The following is a 17,152-nucleotide window of genomic DNA, read 5'->3' as shown; positions in this document are numbered from 1 at the left end:
CCATGGTTTGCCGCAAGAGTGAACTTCGTAAGCGAAGATAAATTTGGGCGCTATGGTCGTGTAATGGCATCTAGCAGCGTTTGGATAGCTAAAGCCAAGAGCCGCAGGATTATTCGGCCTCCGGTCATCATGTTGACGCTTGGTGGGCGGCTCAGTTCCGCTTGCTGGCCCTATCCGCGGGCGAGGTGTCTCGCCGCACACGTGCTGCGCGGCCTTGGCGAACGCCCTTGATGGGGCCCCGTCCTGCAGCCCATTGACCGATCTTGCGGCCAACGCAGGCAGGCATGCGGCAAAGCGAATTCTTTCCCCAAATTTCAGCAGTTTTGGCTCGACATGTCGCGGTGCAGCATTAGAGGTTAGGCTTATGCAAGCGGGGCTGATCATCGACAACGCCGTCATCAACAACACTGCAGCGGCATCGGGGTCTGCGGACTGGTTCGCAGTGCAGGTCCAGCCGCGCCGCGAGAAACTCGCCTGCCTTCACCTCGAGCGCCAGGGCTTTGCGTGGTTTTCGCCGAGCTTGAAGCGGATGAAGGCAAGGGCAGGGCGCACGGTCGCAGTGCGCGAGGCGCTGTTTCCAGGTTATGTGTTTGTGCGGCTTGATATGGCGCGCGATCGTTGGCGCTCGATCAACGGCACGATCGGCGTATCGCGGCTGGTGATGTTTGGTGACATGCCGGCACGGCTTCCCGATGGTTTCATCGACGGTTTGATTGCGCGCCAGGACGAGGACGGCGTGGTTGCATTCGATAGCGCGATGAAGCCAGGCGACCAGGTGCGGATCGTTGGCGGGGCGCTCGATGATGTGACAGGCGCGCTGCTGACAGGCGATGGGCCCGCGCGCGTCATGGTGCTGATCGACTTGCTCTCCGGCCCGCGCCGGGTGAGCGTGCCGCGCGAGCGGCTGATCGCCGCGTAGCAGGCGAAGGATTTGTCATAGGCCGCCTGGTTGGAGGGCAGGTCGTTTGATTGAGTTTGCCTCGGCCGGAAGCGATCTTCGCTTCTTGCCGAGTGCGGTAGCCGTGTTGAGACAGATAGCACTTGAGTGGCGAAGACAATGTTGGGCGATGGAAACTGGGATAGACCAACGGTTGCCCAGCAACCGCAAGGCCGACCGGCCGCCCGCAGCGGGGGCAGCTTGCCTGCCCGTCTAGCGAGGATGTCGCATCGCGGATGCGATGCGCAAAACAAAGATTCTTTTTCGCGCTACCGCTTCGCTACTTGAGCGCAAATCTCGGCGTTATCGCGCGAGGGTGAGTTTTTGGCGGATTAGAAAAGGGGGGGTGAGCGCGTTCCGTTGGTTGAGTGGCAGCCAGTAGCAATATCCGAATAGGCGTTACTTAAGTGGGCTCGCATAAATCACTTTTGACAGATTTTGGTCGCTTTAAGGTGCTGTAAAGAGGGTGATTCAGGAGACCAATATGGGATTTCTCAGAAATCTAAGAACGGCCGTTCTCAAGCCCGGAATTCTTGTCCAATATGTTTTCTTTCACTTGGCACGCCGGTTTCTTGGCCGGCCGCCAACATTGCCTATGCCAAAAGGCATGAGGCTTCACCCGGCAGGACGCTTTAATGACTATCGGTCTGTGTATATACAAAGACCTGGCGAGCAAGAATTAAGATTAGTTGCAAGTCTACTCCCAAAGATCAACTCTACAATTGTAGATGTTGGTGCAAACGTTGGCGCGTTCACTATGCTTGCTAGCAGTACTGGATCGGCTGGTCGGATCATTGCCTTCGAGCCAGCTCATCGATACTGTCAGGCCTTCCACGCAAATATGGTTTCGAATGGCGTCCGTGGAGTTTCTTTAGTCCAAGCTGCCGTTTCGGACACTCCTGGAATCGCGAATTTTAGAGAAGACCCAGCCCTGCCGTTGCATGGGAAGTTTGATGCAGGGATTCTCTATTCCTCCGACATTGTATCTGTCGTTTCGACAGTTCGACTAGATGAAACTTTGCAAACATTTGGAATCGCTGAAGTAGACCTTCTAAAGGTCGATGTTGAGGGGGCGGAGCCGAGTGTGATTAGAGGGGCAAGGGCGCTTCTCGAGCACCGAAAAATTGGCGCTATATACCTTGAGTTCATTGTAGAGCACATGGAGGACATGGGTGAGAACCCTAAGGATTTTGTCGAGGCGATTGTACAGCACGGTTACGATTTTCATGAAATAATGGCTGATGGAAGTATCGGTAGATTGTTAGATCATCGTAAAATGGTCGACGAGCGCCGTGTCCCCTTGGGCGCACCGAACCGCCCTTGGAACGAGATAAATATTCTCATTCTTCGACGTCATTCATAAACTAGGATTTGGGTGATACATTTCGTGCGCTTTTATTAGAATTATGAGACGTTGGAACCAGGTGATAGACCTCAAACTGGTGCGGGGCCATTCATTCCTTGCCAGCTTGATTACCCCTGGCGGGATTGTGATCGATGCAGGAGCTCATCGCTGCGAATTCGCCAATCGTTTGTCGAGCGAATATGGCGTGACGGTTATCTCGATCGAACCAAATGCTGACCTTAGCTCGGACAGACTCGAACAGGACGTTACGTTGCTAAGGGCCGCCCTCGCCGGAAAGGATGGAGAGGTCGAATTCGCTATCGATGCCAATCCAGAGGCGAGCAGCATCGTCAGCCGGCCGTCTTCTAACCCGGCCCGAACTCAATTTGTGACGGCGCGGTCGCTCTCATCCTTGGTTGCACAGTTTGGCGTTGATGAAATTGACCTTCTAAAGCTCGACATTGAAGGCGCAGAATACGAGGTTCTCATGCAAGAGCCTGGAGAAGTTCTGTCGTGCTGTAAGCAGATTTCCGTGGAATTCCATCCTCATGACGCTCGTGATGCGGAGGATGTCAGTCGGATCAGATGTGCTGCTGACCGTCTGAGAGGCCTTGGCTTCACTGAACTCAAGTGCTCTTATCGAGGGTACGGGGATATCCTATTCGTGAATGGGATGCACTATGACTTAAAGATCGGGAGCTTGGCTCCCTACATCAGAAAACTTCGAGAGCGCTTTCTTGGTTAGCCGTGCTTAAGAAGACGCATCAGAATACTAGGATCTGCGTTAAAGAGCCTAGTGCTTTGGCATTGGCCCGACCCTTGCTTGAGGGTTCGTGTCCCGAGCAAGCTGGCCCGAAGTAGGCATGCGTCTCCGATCCCAGTTCCTTATCCAGTTGTCAGGTGCGTTGCTCAGTACGCTAGCATTCATCGGTCTTACTCCCATTCTGCTCTCCAGCCTAGGGATAGAGAGATATGGTGTTCTCCTGCTGGTATTGGGCTTCCTTATCTATGCGGGCTTGGCCGAGTTCGGACTTGGCAGTGCCACCAGTCGTGAGATTGCTGCTGCAAATCAGGAAGATAGACCACGCATTTTCGGAAACGCGCTTTTCCTTTCGATCCCTTTCGCTGGCATTGGCGGAGGGCTTTTCGCGTTGCTGGCCATTCCGGCGATTTCAAGCCTGCTAGTTGATGATGCCGCAGTCGTGGATGAGCTGGCGCGCTCTGGAGGCGCTCTTTTTGCCCTGGGAGCCGTGTCCATTCTCGCAAGCGTCCCGAAAGGTGTGATTTTTGGCCTTTCCGGCTTCGTTTCTCTCAATCTTGTCAATCTTGTAGGTTCTGTAGGGGCCATTCTCGCTCCAGCACTTTATGCAGTGCTTATAGGTACAGACCTTCCCGGTCTGATTGCCGTAACGGCTCTGGCTTACGTTGTAACCCTCGTTGTTGCCTTTCTTGCATGCCTTGCCCTTCGTGCTATCCCAGACATTCGCTTCGAAAGCTCGGTAATCAAAACTCTGGTATCCTACGGGGGGTGGTCAACCTCTTCGGCGATGCTCCATCGCTTGACCAATTCCCTCGACAGGATTCTCCTTAGCGGACTCTCAGGTCCGTCAGCAGTGACTATTTTTGCGATACCACAGGGAGCCCTTAGCCGTTCTCAAATAGTAGCCAGCGCGCTTCTTTCAGCCGCATTCCCAAGGTTGGCAAGGTCCCCCAATGACGCGGGCTTGATTGAAACTTGCTACCGTGGACTGTTCCTGCTTTCGCCGATTTTCGTAGTTGGAGTAGTTTTTTTGCATCCGGTTCTGGAGATCTGGTTAGGAAAAGAGTTTGCCGACCAGGCTCACCTTGTTGCAGTTTTTCTAACGATTGCCACATGGCTCGATCTCATGGGGCGTGTTCCATATGCTCTCCTTCAGGCCCGCTCGGAGCTTCAGCAAGAAACGAGGATTGCTGGACTGATCTTAGTGCCCAACCTGCTGCTCTTGGCTCTTTCCGTGAAGTTCTTCGGCGTTGCTGGCGCTGCCGCAATTGCTATAGCAAGAGCAGGTGCATTTGTTTTGCTTCGCAGCCAGGCCACCCGAATTAAGCCTTCGCTAAATTGGACAGTAGCATGGCACTCGCTGGCAGTTGTCCTCGCATCAATAGCAAGCCTTTATGAAATGGTTGGGGTGGGCTTTGTTTATGCAATTCTAATGTTCACCGCGTCCTTTGTACTTTCGTTTGTTTTGAATATTTCCAGCGCCCTGCAGTTTACGAGATTGGTCTTGCCCGCCATCGCAAAAGCGCAGCATCGAGAATAGCTTAGTTCATGAACACAGACCGAGTCATTTGCGGAACTGAGACGCCTTGCTTTTTGGTTATTCAGAACGGCGCCCGTCATGACTACGCTATTCCGGAAGCGTTTCAAAGGGCAGGAGTACTTAGCGCAGTCTACACCGATTTCGTCTCTTCAAGTCCGACCGGGGCTTTAGTAAAGACACTAAGCGGCATTAAAAGCTCATCATTAAATGCAATTGAGAGACGGGTGCCGCCACCCGGTATTTCCCCGGTTATTAGCACTTGGGCCCCGTTATTCCTCGCTCGCTACGCTACGCAAAGCGTACTGCCCGACGGCAAGGCTCGCACTGCTTTCGAGGGTTTGCTGGAACGGTGGCGACAGGCTTTTCTGCGCTTCAAGGGGTTTGGCCAAGCAACCCACATATATTCGATGCTTGGAGAGCCAGGCACCTTTCTAGAATACGCGAGGCGCAAGGGCCTTTTCGTAGTGAGCGACGTATACATCGCGCTTTCTGCTGACGCGATTGTCGCCGCGGAATGCGCGCTCCATCCGAGTTGGTCAGACGATGCGCTCATCGCGCAGCCATTGCACAAACCGGCTTGGGTAAACCGAGTGATGCTACAGGAATCCCAACTCTTAGTCTGCCCTTCCGAATTTGTGCGCGATGACTTGGTCGAGAACTATGGCATCGAACCTGCTCGAACAGTGGTCGCACCCTATGCGGTCAATCCAAAGTGGCTGCTTCTAGAGACCGAGCCTGAGCGAGGCCGAATTTTGTTCGCTGGCTCTGCCAACTTACGCAAAGGCATCCATTATCTCGCAGGTGCCGCCAACATTATGCAAGGTGATTGCCGTGTGCGTGTCGCTGGCGGCGTGTCAGACAAAGTACGCTTCCACCCGGATGCCTCCGCACTAGAATTCCTCGGCCACCTCGGACAAAGAGAATTAGCTCATGAATTCGCGCGCGCTGATGTTTTCGTTCTTCCTTCACTTGCTGAGGGATCTGCGAGCGTTACGGCGGAAGCGCTTGGTGCAGGCATACCGGTGGTAACTACTCGGGCTGCTGGCTCTATAGTTCGCAACGGTATCGACGGGATAATCGTCCCAGAGCGGAACTCAGAGGCTATCGCGGACGCTGTCAGAAGCATTGTATTAGACCGGGAGCGACGCAAAGAAATGAGTCGAGCAGCTCGCCATCGCGCTCAACAGTTTGGGTGGGACGGCTTCGTGGAGACGGTGCTAAGTGCAGTACGTCACGTGGAAAAAGGCGCACCTTTCTATGACGCATTCAGTTCGGCTAAACTTCCAGCCCACAGGAAAGCTTCGTGAGCAAATTCACTGTCAGCATAGTCATCCCAACGCACAACCGCCAAGATGACCTAATGGCAACTCTGGAACAGCTGAGCACACTGTCTCCAGCGGCGGACGAAATCATTATCTTCCTTGATGGCTGCAACGATGGCTCAAAAGAGCTGCTTGAGGAACGATATCCGGAAATTGTAGTGCTCACCTCCGATGCGCCGCAGGGCTCAATACCCACTCGCGATACAGCCTTCCGGCTTGCAAAGGGAGATCTGATTGTATCACTAGATGACGACAGTTATCCTTTGAGAGAAGACTTTGTGATCCGGCTGATAGATCTAGCGGACAAGCACCCAGAAGTCGGTGCTTTTGCGTTTCGAGAAGTTCGGCCGAATGAGCGTGTGCCAGCTCTTTCTAACACTGAAGTGCCCCAGCGAGCTTGGATTGCCACCTACCCAAACTGTGCAGGTGCAATTCGCAAGTCGATTTACGGTGAAATAACAAGCTATCCGCGCTTCTTTTCGCACGCCTATGCGGAACCAGACTTCTGCCTCCAGACATATGGCGCCGGTTACGGTGTCCTTTACGTACCAGAAATCGAGGTATGCCATCGATTCACCCATGTGAACCGCAATATGAAAGCGCGCCACTACAAGAATGCACGCAACGAGTTTTGGTCCGTGGTGATGCGCTGCCCGTTTCCACACGTCCTTTGGGTCGGAGCTTACAGAATGATCAGGCAGATTCTATTTGGCGCATCGAAGGGTTGGGGATGGCTGAAGGACGAGCCTAAGTGGGTCGCAGAGGCATTCCTTCGGATTAGAGAACCATTATCACATCGGCGCCCGGTCGAATGGAGTACCTACTGGCGGTGGATGCGAATGGCCCGTAACCCGCTGGAGGGTAGCCGTGAGAGCTTATTTAAAGCATTTCCCAAGGCAAAGGCAAAATACATGGCGGACACTCCACCAAACCAGAAATAAATCCTACGCAATCTGAATGTACTTAAAATGTTGAAACCTATCCGCCAACTTTTCATTTCAGCCCTGACGTATCATGCACGTCGGCAATTACCGTTATCGGATTCATTGCATAAGATATCCAAGCTTTACGTGACTTGGTTTGAGGGGCGCACTTACGATGGGCGTCACAATGGCGAAGTCTGGCTGATCGAGCGGCTGGCCGATCAGCTAAGAGTAGTTTTTGATGTGGGCGCAAATCGCGGTGACTGGAGCGCGGTGGTGCTTAAAAACTCACCGGACGCTGAAATTCACGCATTTGAGATCATCCCGAATACGGCGAAAGAGTTGTTTGATGCCTGGGGTGATAAGATCAGGGCGAACGCCTTTGGCCTTTCAGACACAAATGAAGAGCTCGACGTCATCTTTTCACAATCACACGACCGTGGGTCGCGTATGGTTATAGATGAAGGTTATGATCGAAACTACACGACCGTAAGGGGCAAAGTTCATATAGGCGACGATTATTGCAGCCAACACCAAATCGCCCACATCGATCTGCTCAAGGTCGACGTTGAAGGCGCAGAGCAAAACGTGCTTTTTGGCCTGAAGGGTATGATTAGAGATGGCAATGTCGATGTTATTCAGTTCGAGTATAATCATGCCCGCCTGCACAGCCGATTCTTGCTGCGTGACTTCTATGATCTCTTAGGCGCCGAATATGCTCTTGGGCGGCTCACCAATCGAGGGGTTCGATTTAAGGAGTACGAGCTAACCGACGAAGATTTCGCTGGCCCTAATTATGTTGCCGTTTTGCGCAGCCGTCAGGACCTCATTAATCGGACTGCGGATCCCGCAGCTTCCTAAGTACGCTGCGGAAGCAGGGAAGCGCCATGAAGCCTAATCCCAAATTTATCGCTCTGCTCCCAGTGCGCGATGAAGGAGACATTATCCACCAATGCCTTTCCCATGCGCTAACTTGGGCCGATGCAGTGTTTGTCTACGATACGGGGAGTGTCGATAATACGTACGATACAGTACTCGACATGGCGAAAGCCGATGATCGGATTCGACCGATTGGTAGCGAGCCAACATATTATAATGAAAACCGCACGCGTGGGTTCTTGTTCGCTAACGCACGCGAGACGCTGCGCGATGGTGACTGGTTTCTCCGAATCGACGCTGATGAATTCCATCACATCCGGCCGCAGGATTTTGTGGCCAACAAAATGAGGCCCCATGAAGGTGTGGCGTACCATCAATACTATGACTTCCAATTGACCCAAAGAGAAGTCGACCGCCTTGATACGTCAACGGCGGTCGAGGTTGAACGCGAAATTCCTATCGAGCATCGTCGCAAACACTACACGATCAGCGTTTATGCTGAGCCACGTCTTTGCCGCTATCGAGCTTCGATGAAATGGCCGGTTGATGTGTCATTCCCATACAATGCGGGATTGGTCGCAAAGGAACGACTGCCAATCCGACATTATCCTCACCGCGACCCAAAGCAACTCGCGCGCCGTTGTACTCTGAGGGCTATCATGATGGCGGATCATATGAACGCTTCCAACTGGCGGCACCCCGACGCTCATCACTGGAGTGTGGCTGACTGGCGTCAATTCGTTATCGCAGATGATGCCCCCGGGTTGCAGAAATGGACTCCTGGCACGCCCTTGCCTGAGCCAGGGCAGATTAACCACGTGGCAAAGGTGCCAAAGCGTTTTGTGCAGGAGTCAATCTATCGGCTCGGCTTGCCGCGTGTCATGGATATGGTGCGAGGCAACTGGAATGACGATGCTCTCCCGCTTCCAATTCCTGAGGCAGTTCAGGAAGCTCTAGCACGGGAACTCAAACAATGAGCGATAGGCTGACAAGGGTATTAATGCTCTGCAGCGGCGTCGGTCGCGAGAACCGCGGTATTGAGACTTTCTTTGCCGACGCCTTCGAGGGGCTAAAAGACGCTCCTGGGCTCGATCTCAGGCTTGGCATCGGCGCTGGGGTTGCCGGGGCTAGCCAGGAGCGCATCGCTTCGCTGTCTCGGCTGCATCCGCTAGCTAAGAGCCTCGGCGGGGTCATTGGACGTGACGGCTACACTATTGAGCAGGTGTCGAGCATCCCCTCAGTGCTCGCAAAAATTCGTCGCCTCGAACCCCACGTCGTTTTCACCAGTGAAGCCAACTTGGCGATGCGCCTGAAGTCGCTACGAAGCTTCGGCGGCGTGCCTTACCGCCTGATGTATTCGAACGGTGCGCCGATGCGTGGACCCTTCCCGTGGGCTGACGCGGTGCATCAGGTAACCCCGACTTATCGCGATATCGCGATCGAAGATGGCGACGATCCTGAAAGACATATTCTTGTGCCCTATGGCTTTACCGTCCCGGATGTGCCGCCCGACCGTTCTATCGCTAGGCGCCAGCAGGCTCGTCGGAACCTTGGCCTGCCTGAGGATCGCCCGATCGTTTTGTCGGTTGGCTGGATCGCGCGCCGGCACAAGCGCATGGATTACGTCGTCGACGAAATCGCACACCTGCCCGCGCCTCGCCCTTTACTGGCGATGATCGGGGCTATGGATCAGACCTCGGGTGAGGTCGTCACGGAGGCACGCTCTAAACTTGGTGCGGAGGGCTTGGTTGCACGCTCAGTACCACCAAGCGAAGTTCCGACCTGGTATGCAGCCGCTGACGTATTCGTCTTAGGTTCGCTCGCAGAAGGCTTCGGCCGCGTTTACATCGAAGCCCTTTCGCAGGGCGTGCCGGTCTTCTGCCACGATTATCCTGTGGGCCGCTTTGTGAACGGTCCTGAAGCGGCTTATGGTGACTTCTCAAAGGCGGGCACGCTCACGGGATTGATTGCCAAACGTCAGGACCTCTTCGCCGAAGATCCATTCGGCGACCGTCGCCGTTGGAACTATGCTCGCGATAATTTTAGTTGGCAGGCACTTGCGCCGCGATATGAGGACATGTTCAGGAATGCAGCTAATGGGCCGAGGCGTGCCTGAGCCCATTACCGAAAGCCGCGCATGTAAGGCACGCTCAGAAGCACTTTAATTACTAGGAGTGGCGCACTTGAAGCGTGCGATCAGCAATACCGTCACTGCCGTTCTCAGACATTTGCCGTCTGGCGTCCAGGCAATCTTGCTGCGTAAGGCGATCGCCATTGCTAATGATAGAGTGAAGTTCCTGAATGGGCAGGTTACCATGTTCGGTAGCATCCAGAATCTATGTGAGGCTGGTTTTGCTCCAGGGACTATCATCGATGTTGGAGCAAATGTTGGCGAGTGGGCAAGATCGATCGGTGACATTTTTCCTCATGCTTCCATTCATATGATCGAGGCTCAGCCGGAACTATCCAGCGCGCTTGCTGTTTCCGCCAAGCATATTGGGGATAGGGCCAGCTACGAGATTGCCCTGCTAGGTGCACAAACATCAGCCGAGGTCTCCTTTTACAGGATTGGGACGGGTTCCTCGGTAATGGAGGAGGTCACGAATCTCGATAAGGAGATCGTGAAGCTACCGATGAAGAGGCTGGACGAAATTGATCTCAAAATAGCAAAATCGGGGCCGACCTTTCTCAAACTGGATGTTCAAGGTTACGAGTTGGAAGTTCTCAAAGGTGCCGAGACGATCCTCGCTGGCGCTGAGGCAGTCCTGATGGAAATATCGCTTTTACCCTACAATAGGGGTGCACCGCTTATGCCAGAGATTATAGCATTTATGGATAATCGAGGTTTTGTGCCCTACGATATCTGTGGGCAGCAGAGGCGGGTATCAGACCGTGCCCTTTTCCAGATCGATATGATCTTTGTTCAGAAAGATAGTGCTTTACGTAGACACCGCCGGTTCTCCATGTTCGAACCTGAGGATATGTAAACGCTAATTTGATCATGCTTCAGACTAATTTCCACCTATCTTTCGTCGCTCTATGTGCGGTCCTTGTGGTGTTAGTCACGCGCGGGTTGGTTGGTGGGCGGATGATCTTTGCCTATCCAACAGTTGCTGCCATGATGGGTCTCGCATGGATTATCCCTCAGGGCATCGAGCTTGAGGCAAATCAGGGGAATCTTTATTCTGGAGAAGGCTTCTGGTTATTTGTCACTGCCTGCTTCATCTTCATCTGGCTCGGTTTCTACGCCGGTGAGACTGAGATCCGGAGGCGGAGCGCTAAATCAGCAGTAGTAGCAAGGGAGGGCTTCAGCGAAAGGCGACTTCTATACGCTGCTGCCGGGTTGACCATGATCGGGCTGATCGCTCAGTATCAAATGAGAGGGATCGATACTTCCAGCATGGGCGGACAGTGGACTGGGGTTATCACCATGTGGGCGCTCCTCGACAAGGCTAGCGGCTTTGGCCTCTGCCTTGCTGTACTTATCTTTGCGCGTACGCGCTCCTTCGCTGCACTTTTGATCGCTGCAGTGGCAGCTGTTCCCCTGATCAATGCCGCCTTCTTTAGTGTCCGGCGGGAAAATCTCTTCGATCTGGCGATTCTCACGGTAGGTGCTTGGTATTTAGCAAAGGATAAAGTTCCGCCTCGGATACTAGTACTTTCGGGCCTCTTGGTTGGGACGGTCATCCTGAACAATGTTGAGTATATTCGTTCACAAATCCTGTCAGACGAGAGGAGCCTCGTGACGGTCTTGACTGAGAAGCAAACGTACGAAAGTTTCAGTTATACAAATCTTGAGCAGGGTAATGCGAGTGAAGTAAGGCAGGCGCAGTTTGATTTCTGGTATGCGAACCAGACCTCTCAGTGGGAGTATGGTGCGGAGTATTGGAATAAGCTTGTGCACCAGTACGTTCCGGCGTTCCTGCTTGGTCGTGAGTTCAAAGAGGGCCTCAAAATTTCAACACTTAGCGAGCGTTTGCGCAGTGGCGAGGAGGTCGGACTGCTTTCAGTGGGTTCGACGCGAACAGGGTTCTCGGACAGCTATCGTGCATTCGGAATATTTGGAGTGATGGTCTTCTGCCTCATCGGCTACGGCTTTGGCATACTATACGCTAAATCAGCGTTAGGGTCGCTTTCCGGCCAATACCTTTACCTCATTTTGCTTGCGGAAGGCTTGAAGGCGATCACCCACAGTACGGGAGAGCTTCTTGCCTCCTTGCCCTTTACTTTGGCGATCTCTTGGCTTGCAGTGCACTACGCCAAGCTTCCTGACAAAAAGCGTCGTTTAGCAGTTACTAGAGCCTCAGCTAGACTCCGCGAACAACCCTGAGGAAATCGAGTTACACCGCAAGTTGTGATCTCATGAAACTGATGATCTTGACGGCGCAAATTTCGCCGTATCATAACGCCCGCTACGTCGGTGTCACAAGGCACTTTGCCGAAACACACATCGCCTCAAGCGTAAATGCGGGCGACTTCCCTGAGTTTTTGGCAGATTCCTTGGGTGATTATGCCATTCACAAACTCTTCAATGGCAAAGATGGCTATGCCTCAGCGGTCAGGACCGGGGAATTAGTCAGTCAGATCACGGGCCTTTGTGCAACGCTGCAGCCTGATGCAATTGCCGTTGCAGGCTGGATTGCACCAGAAAGCCTTGCTGCTCTCAAATATGGACGTGAAAACGGTGTGCCAACTATCGTTATGTCGGAGTCACAAGTAGACGACGCTCCTAGGCCTTTACTGCGCGAAGCGATCAAGAAAAGACTTGTATCTCAATTTGATGCTGCTCTCGTTGGCGGCCCGTCCCATGCACATTACGTGGCTACTCTTGGTATTCCTAGTGATCGCATACATCTGGGATATAACGCGGTCGACAATGCCTATTTCGAAGGTCGGGCAACGTTAGCAAGGGCTAATTCAGACAAATTACGTGGGGAACACGGACTTCCAGAACGATACATTCTTGCGTCTGCGCGCTTTATCCGAAAAAAGAACTTGACCAACCTCGTCGTGGCCTACGCGGACGCTCGGCAGAAAATGAAAATGCCACCCGATCTCGTGATATTGGGTGACGGACCTGAACACTCTGAAATTCAGAAGGCCATTCATCGGAGCGGTGTCGCTGATTGTGTCCATATGCCCGGCTTCCGTGGTTACGATGTTCTGCCAGCATACTATGCTTTGGCAGAGGGTTTCCTGCATGTATCCACTTTCGAACAATGGGGATTAGTCATCAATGAGGCGATGGCATCCAGAGTACCAGTAATTGCCTCGCATACATGTGGGGCAGCCCGCACTGTAATCAGCGACGGCGTAAATGGGCTCCTGACCGATGTGGATGTGAGCGCAATCTCAAATGCAATTCTTCGGCTTTTCGAGATGCCACAGGAAAGCCGAGATGCAATGGCCCTAGCAGGAATGTTTGCAATCCAAGAGTGGGGCCCGGAGCGGTTCGGTTCGGGCATGAGAGCTGCCGTGCGGAGCGCTGCCGAGGCGCCACGTCGGGGGCCTATCGCGCCCTGGGATAGGGCACTGCTTTCCTATTTGCAGAATAAGACGATTGAAACGGTATCTTGAGATGCCCTGGATGCATTTCTTAAATGCTGAACTGAAAGGGCTTGTCTCAACTTATGGCCAGACAATCGGGCCGGCTCTCTCATGGTCGAACACGCTATGAAACTGGCTCTCTTGACCGGTTTCCTCTCGGACGCCTCTGGAGGGCTCACAACCTCGGTTTCCAGTATGGTGCGATCATTGACAGAAACGACACATGTCGAGCCACATGTGTTGGGAGTTTTGGATAGAAAATCGCCCGATGAGACAATTGCCTGGGGTCAAAATGTCCACGTCCACAAGGCCTATGGACTTACAGGCTTTCATTGGGCCCCGTCGATGCAACGGACCCTTGAAGGATTGCGACCTGCAGTTATCGACACGCAGGGCCTTTGGATGAACATCTCGCGCATTTCCCTTGCGCATTACGAGAAGCATTCCACGCCCTACGTTGTCACGCCCCATGGCATGCTGGATCCTTGGGCATTAAAGCGCAGTTCTTGGCGTAAGCGATTGGTTCGCTGGTGGTTCGAAGATAGCCATTTGGCAAACGCCGGTGCTATTCGTGCTCTCAACATAGATGAGTCAAATGCAATCCGCCAATTTGGAGCTAAGTCCCCCATTGTTGTTATTCCTAACGGGATCAAATCCCCAGAAGACGGCCAAGTGGCCGATCTAGGGGAGCGTAAAACAGTCATCCAGTTTCTGGGACGTCTCGATCCAAAGAAAGGTATAGAATCTCTCGTGAGAGCGTGGTCTCTAATCATGCGAGAGCCATCGGCCAGACAATGGCGTCTGCAGGTCAACGGATGGGGAGCGGCAGACTATGTGAGTCATCTCCAAAGCCTTGTTTCAGAGCTTAAGGTGGGACAGTCGCTATCCCTTGGAGGTCCAATATTTGGCGATGAAAAGGACAAGGCACTCGGGTCAGCTAGCGGCTTCATTCTCCCTTCCTTCAGTGAAGGCCTACCTATGGCGGTTCTTGAGGCCTGGTCGTGGGGGAATCCTGTTTTGATGACTCGAGCATGCAATCTCCCGGGCGGTTATGCTGCCGGTGCTGCTCTCGAGATTGGAACAGAGCCACGTGCATTGGCTGGCCGTCTTCTCGAGTATTTTGAAATGAGCTTAGATGAGCGACGCCGTATGGCTGATGCTGGGCGAAGATTGGTTCAAAGTCAGTTTGATGTGCAGACAGTTGCCGCAAATCTTGAGCGGTTTTACAAGGCGGTAGCAAATCAGGCGGACTTGCCAACAGATTTATTGTTCGATGGATGAGCCCTTTAAGTTCGATGACCTCCTTGCGAATTCTCAATCTATATACCTTTCTCTTGGAGCTTTTGTCGGAGCGCGACACACGAGATGATGCGGGTTCAACCTGATCCGAGCATTGCAAATAAGGTCGTCCGTACACTTTGGCAGTGCGCTTGGTTGATCTTTTATAGACCATCGCCCACCCTCGCTCACGGATGGCGGAGGTTCATTCTGCGCCTGTTCGGAGCAAATATCGGTGCGGGTGCCCACCCTTATCCATCGGCGAGGATTTGGGCCCCATGGAATCTCGAGATGGGGCCACGAAGCTGCCTTGGCCCCGAATCAAACTGTTATTCGGCGGCACAGATCATCTTAGAGACTGATTGCGTTGTCAGCCAGGGAGTGCATCTCTGTTCCGCGAGCCATGATTTTCGAGACCCCGGCTTTCCGCTCATTACTGGCCCGATTGTGATAGGCCGAGGAGCTTGGGTTGCCGCAGAGGCATTTATCGGCCCAGGCGTTGAAATTGGACCAGATGCAGTCGTGGGTGCTCGAGCCGTGGTAACGAAAAATGTGGCATCCAACACGGTCGTAGCCGGGAACCCGGCGCGAGAGGTCGGAAGACGCTAAAAATGCAGCATGAAAATCACGTTTTCGATCTGCACGGTTCGTCACTTTGGATGAGATCAGTCGAGGCTGTATTTGACAAGCACGCTCGTTCGAACGCGGGGCGCATGAGCGACCTCCAGCACGAAGCCTCTGCCCTCGATTAGGCTTATGACAGAGACCAAAACCCAACTGCAGGTCACGGTGGCCATTCCTGTCAAGAATGAAGAGGCCAACCTCACAGCGTGTCTCGAGCGTCTTGGCCGCTTTCAAGAAATCGTCGTTATAGATAGCGGCTCGACTGATCGAACTGCTGAGATCGCGGAGCAGTTTGGCGCTCGGATCGCGGATTTCAATTGGGACGGGAAATTCCCCAAAAAACGGAACTGGCTTCTGCTCAATGATCCTCCCAATCAGCCGTGGGTTCTTTTCCTCGATGCGGACGAGTTTGTGAACGACGAATTCTGCAACGCAGTCGAGCGCGCCATCAGGGACGAAGCAAAAGACGGCTACTGGCTCAGCTATACCAATTATTTTCTGGGCCAGCCGCTGCGTCACGGTCTTGCCCAGCGCAAACTGGCGCTCTTTCGTGTAGGCAACGCGCTGTATGAAAAGATTGATGAGGATCAATGGAGCCAGCTCGATATGGAAATCCACGAGCATCCAATTATCGAGGGCGATGTTGGGGAGATCACGGTTCCGATCGATCACCGAGATTACAAGGGGCTGGGCAAATTCATCGAAAAGCACCGGGACTATGCCCTTTGGGAGGCGCGGCGCTATGCAAAGCTACAGAATGACCCAGCTGTCTGGGACCTCTTAACATCGCGTCAGCGGGTAAAGTACAAGTACCTTGCCAAATGGTGGTATCCCGCTTTCTATTTCCTCTTTACCTACATTGCCAAGCGCGGTTTTCTCGATGGCGGCGCAGGCTTTCATTATGCTGTCTACAAGGCTTGGTATTTCCATACGATTCGCCTGCTGATCAAAGAGCAGCAGTCACAAACCTAATCTGACACTTCCACAACAGGAGCATCACTTGGCGCGACTTTACGACAGCCGCAAACGCATTCTCGTAACCGGTGGAGCCGGCTTCATCGGTTCTCACCTCATCGACCGCTTGCTTGAGCAGGGGCATGAAGTTCTGTGCGTGGATAACCTGTTCACAGGCACCAAGCGGAACCTGGACCATCTGCACAACCATGCGCGCTTCGAGCTGATGCGGCATGATGTGACCTTCCCGCTGTACGTAGAGGTCGATGAGATCTACAATCTCGCTTGTCCAGCGAGCCCGGTGCACTATCAGCATGACCCAGTGCAGACGACCAAGACCTCGGTGCATGGCGCCATCAACATTCTGGGATTGGCAAAACGCCTCAAAGCGAAGGTGTTTCAGGCCTCAACGAGTGAAGTTTACGGTGACCCAAGCGTTCACCCTCAACCCGAGGATTACTGGGGCAATGTCAATCCAGTGGGACCGCGTTCCTGCTATGATGAAGGCAAGCGATGCGCGGAGACCCTTTTCTTCGATTATCACCGCCAGCATGGCCTGGAGATCAAAGTCGCCCGGATCTTCAATACCTATGGCCCGCGCATGCACCATGCTGACGGGAGGGTAGTTTCCAACTTCATTGTCCAGGCGCTTCAGGGGGACCCCATTACCATCTATGGCGATGGCTCGCAGACAAGGTCCTTCTGCTATGTCGATGACCTCGTTGAAGGTTTCATAAGGCTGATGGAAACTGGCCCTGAGACCACGGGCCCGATCAATCTTGGTAATCCGGGCGAGTTCACAATGCTGGAACTTGCAGAGAAGATCCTCTCCATGACTGGCTCGAGGTCGAAGCTCGAATTCCTCGAACTGCCCCAGGATGATCCTAAGCAGCGCCAGCCTGACATCACCCGGGCCAAGGAGGCGCTGGGATGGGAGCCCAAGGTCCAGCTCGAGGAAGGTCTGCGCCAGACGATCGACTACTTCAAGCACCGTCTTCCTGAACTGACCGCGGCCTGAGCGCTCATCCTTAAAGGATCTACAT

16 protein-coding genes are annotated in these 17,152 nt (G+C 53.4%); all 16 read left to right on the top strand.

Going from position 1 to position 17,152, the window contains the following annotated elements; genetic code table 11:
* Nucleotides 1-364 precede the first annotated feature (364 nt).
* Nucleotides 365-919 (top strand): transcription termination/antitermination NusG family protein, encoded by a 555-nt coding sequence (locus tag ACG9DO_RS00080; protein ID WP_394729443.1) that lies wholly within the window; start codon nucleotides 365-367, stop codon nucleotides 917-919.
* A 502-nt stretch (nucleotides 920-1,421) separates the two neighbouring features.
* Nucleotides 1,422-2,300, top strand: coding sequence for an FkbM family methyltransferase (locus ACG9DO_RS00075; RefSeq protein ID WP_394729441.1), 879 nt, complete (start codon nucleotides 1,422-1,424; stop codon nucleotides 2,298-2,300).
* A gap of 61 nt (nucleotides 2,301-2,361) precedes the next feature.
* Entirely contained in the window at nucleotides 2,362-3,027 is a 666-nt protein-coding gene (locus tag ACG9DO_RS00070; RefSeq protein WP_394729439.1) for an FkbM family methyltransferase, read from the top strand.
* Between the two features lie 148 nt (nucleotides 3,028-3,175).
* Nucleotides 3,176-4,582 (top strand): oligosaccharide flippase family protein, encoded by a 1,407-nt coding sequence (locus ACG9DO_RS00065; protein ID WP_394729436.1) that lies wholly within the window; start codon nucleotides 3,176-3,178, stop codon nucleotides 4,580-4,582.
* A gap of 464 nt (nucleotides 4,583-5,046) precedes the next feature.
* Nucleotides 5,047-5,889 (top strand): glycosyltransferase family 4 protein, encoded by an 843-nt coding sequence (locus ACG9DO_RS00060; RefSeq protein ID WP_394729434.1) that lies wholly within the window; start codon nucleotides 5,047-5,049, stop codon nucleotides 5,887-5,889.
* The gene (locus ACG9DO_RS00055) at nucleotides 5,886-6,845 is read left to right on the top strand and encodes a glycosyltransferase family 2 protein (RefSeq protein ID WP_394729432.1); all 960 of its coding nucleotides are present in this window, start codon (nucleotides 5,886-5,888) and stop codon (nucleotides 6,843-6,845) included. Before ACG9DO_RS00060 ends, ACG9DO_RS00055 begins: the two co-directional genes overlap by 4 nt.
* 27 nt (nucleotides 6,846-6,872) lie before the next feature.
* Entirely contained in the window at nucleotides 6,873-7,688 is an 816-nt protein-coding gene (locus ACG9DO_RS00050; RefSeq protein WP_394729430.1) for an FkbM family methyltransferase, read from the top strand.
* A gap of 26 nt (nucleotides 7,689-7,714) precedes the next feature.
* A complete protein-coding gene (locus tag ACG9DO_RS00045; RefSeq protein WP_394729428.1) occupies nucleotides 7,715-8,683 on the top strand; it encodes a glycosyltransferase family 2 protein in 969 nt (322 codons plus the stop codon).
* A complete protein-coding gene (locus tag ACG9DO_RS00040; RefSeq protein WP_394729426.1) occupies nucleotides 8,680-9,822 on the top strand; it encodes a glycosyltransferase family 4 protein in 1,143 nt (380 codons plus the stop codon). Before ACG9DO_RS00045 ends, ACG9DO_RS00040 begins: the two co-directional genes overlap by 4 nt.
* Before the next feature lie 67 nt (nucleotides 9,823-9,889).
* Nucleotides 9,890-10,693 (top strand): FkbM family methyltransferase, encoded by an 804-nt coding sequence (locus ACG9DO_RS00035; protein ID WP_394729424.1) that lies wholly within the window; start codon nucleotides 9,890-9,892, stop codon nucleotides 10,691-10,693.
* A gap of 101 nt (nucleotides 10,694-10,794) precedes the next feature.
* The gene (locus tag ACG9DO_RS00030) at nucleotides 10,795-12,036 is read left to right on the top strand and encodes a hypothetical protein (RefSeq protein ID WP_394729422.1); all 1,242 of its coding nucleotides are present in this window, start codon (nucleotides 10,795-10,797) and stop codon (nucleotides 12,034-12,036) included.
* Between the two features lie 32 nt (nucleotides 12,037-12,068).
* A complete protein-coding gene (locus ACG9DO_RS00025) occupies nucleotides 12,069-13,283 on the top strand; it encodes a glycosyltransferase (protein WP_394729420.1) in 1,215 nt (404 codons plus the stop codon).
* Between the two features lie 81 nt (nucleotides 13,284-13,364).
* Entirely contained in the window at nucleotides 13,365-14,534 is a 1,170-nt protein-coding gene (locus ACG9DO_RS00020; RefSeq protein ID WP_394729418.1) for a glycosyltransferase, read from the top strand.
* Nucleotides 14,535-14,618: 84 nt separating this feature from the next.
* A complete protein-coding gene (locus tag ACG9DO_RS00015) occupies nucleotides 14,619-15,140 on the top strand; it encodes a putative colanic acid biosynthesis acetyltransferase (protein WP_394729416.1) in 522 nt (173 codons plus the stop codon).
* Nucleotides 15,141-15,287: 147 nt separating this feature from the next.
* A complete protein-coding gene (locus ACG9DO_RS00010; RefSeq protein WP_394729414.1) occupies nucleotides 15,288-16,127 on the top strand; it encodes a glycosyltransferase family 2 protein in 840 nt (279 codons plus the stop codon).
* Nucleotides 16,128-16,155: 28 nt separating this feature from the next.
* Entirely contained in the window at nucleotides 16,156-17,127 is a 972-nt protein-coding gene (locus tag ACG9DO_RS00005) for a UDP-glucuronic acid decarboxylase family protein (RefSeq protein ID WP_394729412.1), read from the top strand.
* Nucleotides 17,128-17,152: the final 25 nt, after the last annotated feature.

The organism is Altererythrobacter sp. GH1-8 (assembly GCF_043702085.1).
Classification (GTDB): Bacteria; Pseudomonadota; Alphaproteobacteria; order Sphingomonadales; family Sphingomonadaceae; genus Erythrobacter.
Note: the sequence above shows the minus strand (reverse complement) of the source record. Positions and strands in the feature narration are given on the sequence as shown.

Bases quoted from the DNA above. Each gene is read 5' to 3' on its own strand.
- ACG9DO_RS00010 (WP_394729414.1), top strand. From the start codon at position 15,288: ATGACAGAGACCAAAACCCAACTGCAGGTCACGGTGGCCATTCCTGTC.
- ACG9DO_RS00050 (WP_394729430.1), top strand. From the start codon at position 6,873: ATGTTGAAACCTATCCGCCAACTTTTCATTTCAGCCCTGACGTATCAT.
- ACG9DO_RS00075 (WP_394729441.1), top strand. From the start codon at position 1,422: ATGGGATTTCTCAGAAATCTAAGAACGGCCGTTCTCAAGCCCGGAATT.
- ACG9DO_RS00045 (WP_394729428.1), top strand. From the start codon at position 7,715: ATGAAGCCTAATCCCAAATTTATCGCTCTGCTCCCAGTGCGCGATGAA.
- ACG9DO_RS00030 (WP_394729422.1), top strand. From the start codon at position 10,795: ATGATCTTTGCCTATCCAACAGTTGCTGCCATGATGGGTCTCGCATGG.
- ACG9DO_RS00015 (WP_394729416.1), top strand. From the start codon at position 14,619: ATGATGCGGGTTCAACCTGATCCGAGCATTGCAAATAAGGTCGTCCGT.
- ACG9DO_RS00020 (WP_394729418.1), top strand. From the start codon at position 13,365: ATGGTCGAACACGCTATGAAACTGGCTCTCTTGACCGGTTTCCTCTCG.
- ACG9DO_RS00025 (WP_394729420.1), top strand. From the start codon at position 12,069: ATGAAACTGATGATCTTGACGGCGCAAATTTCGCCGTATCATAACGCC.
- ACG9DO_RS00080 (WP_394729443.1), top strand. From the start codon at position 365: ATGCAAGCGGGGCTGATCATCGACAACGCCGTCATCAACAACACTGCA.
- ACG9DO_RS00040 (WP_394729426.1), top strand. From the start codon at position 8,680: ATGAGCGATAGGCTGACAAGGGTATTAATGCTCTGCAGCGGCGTCGGT.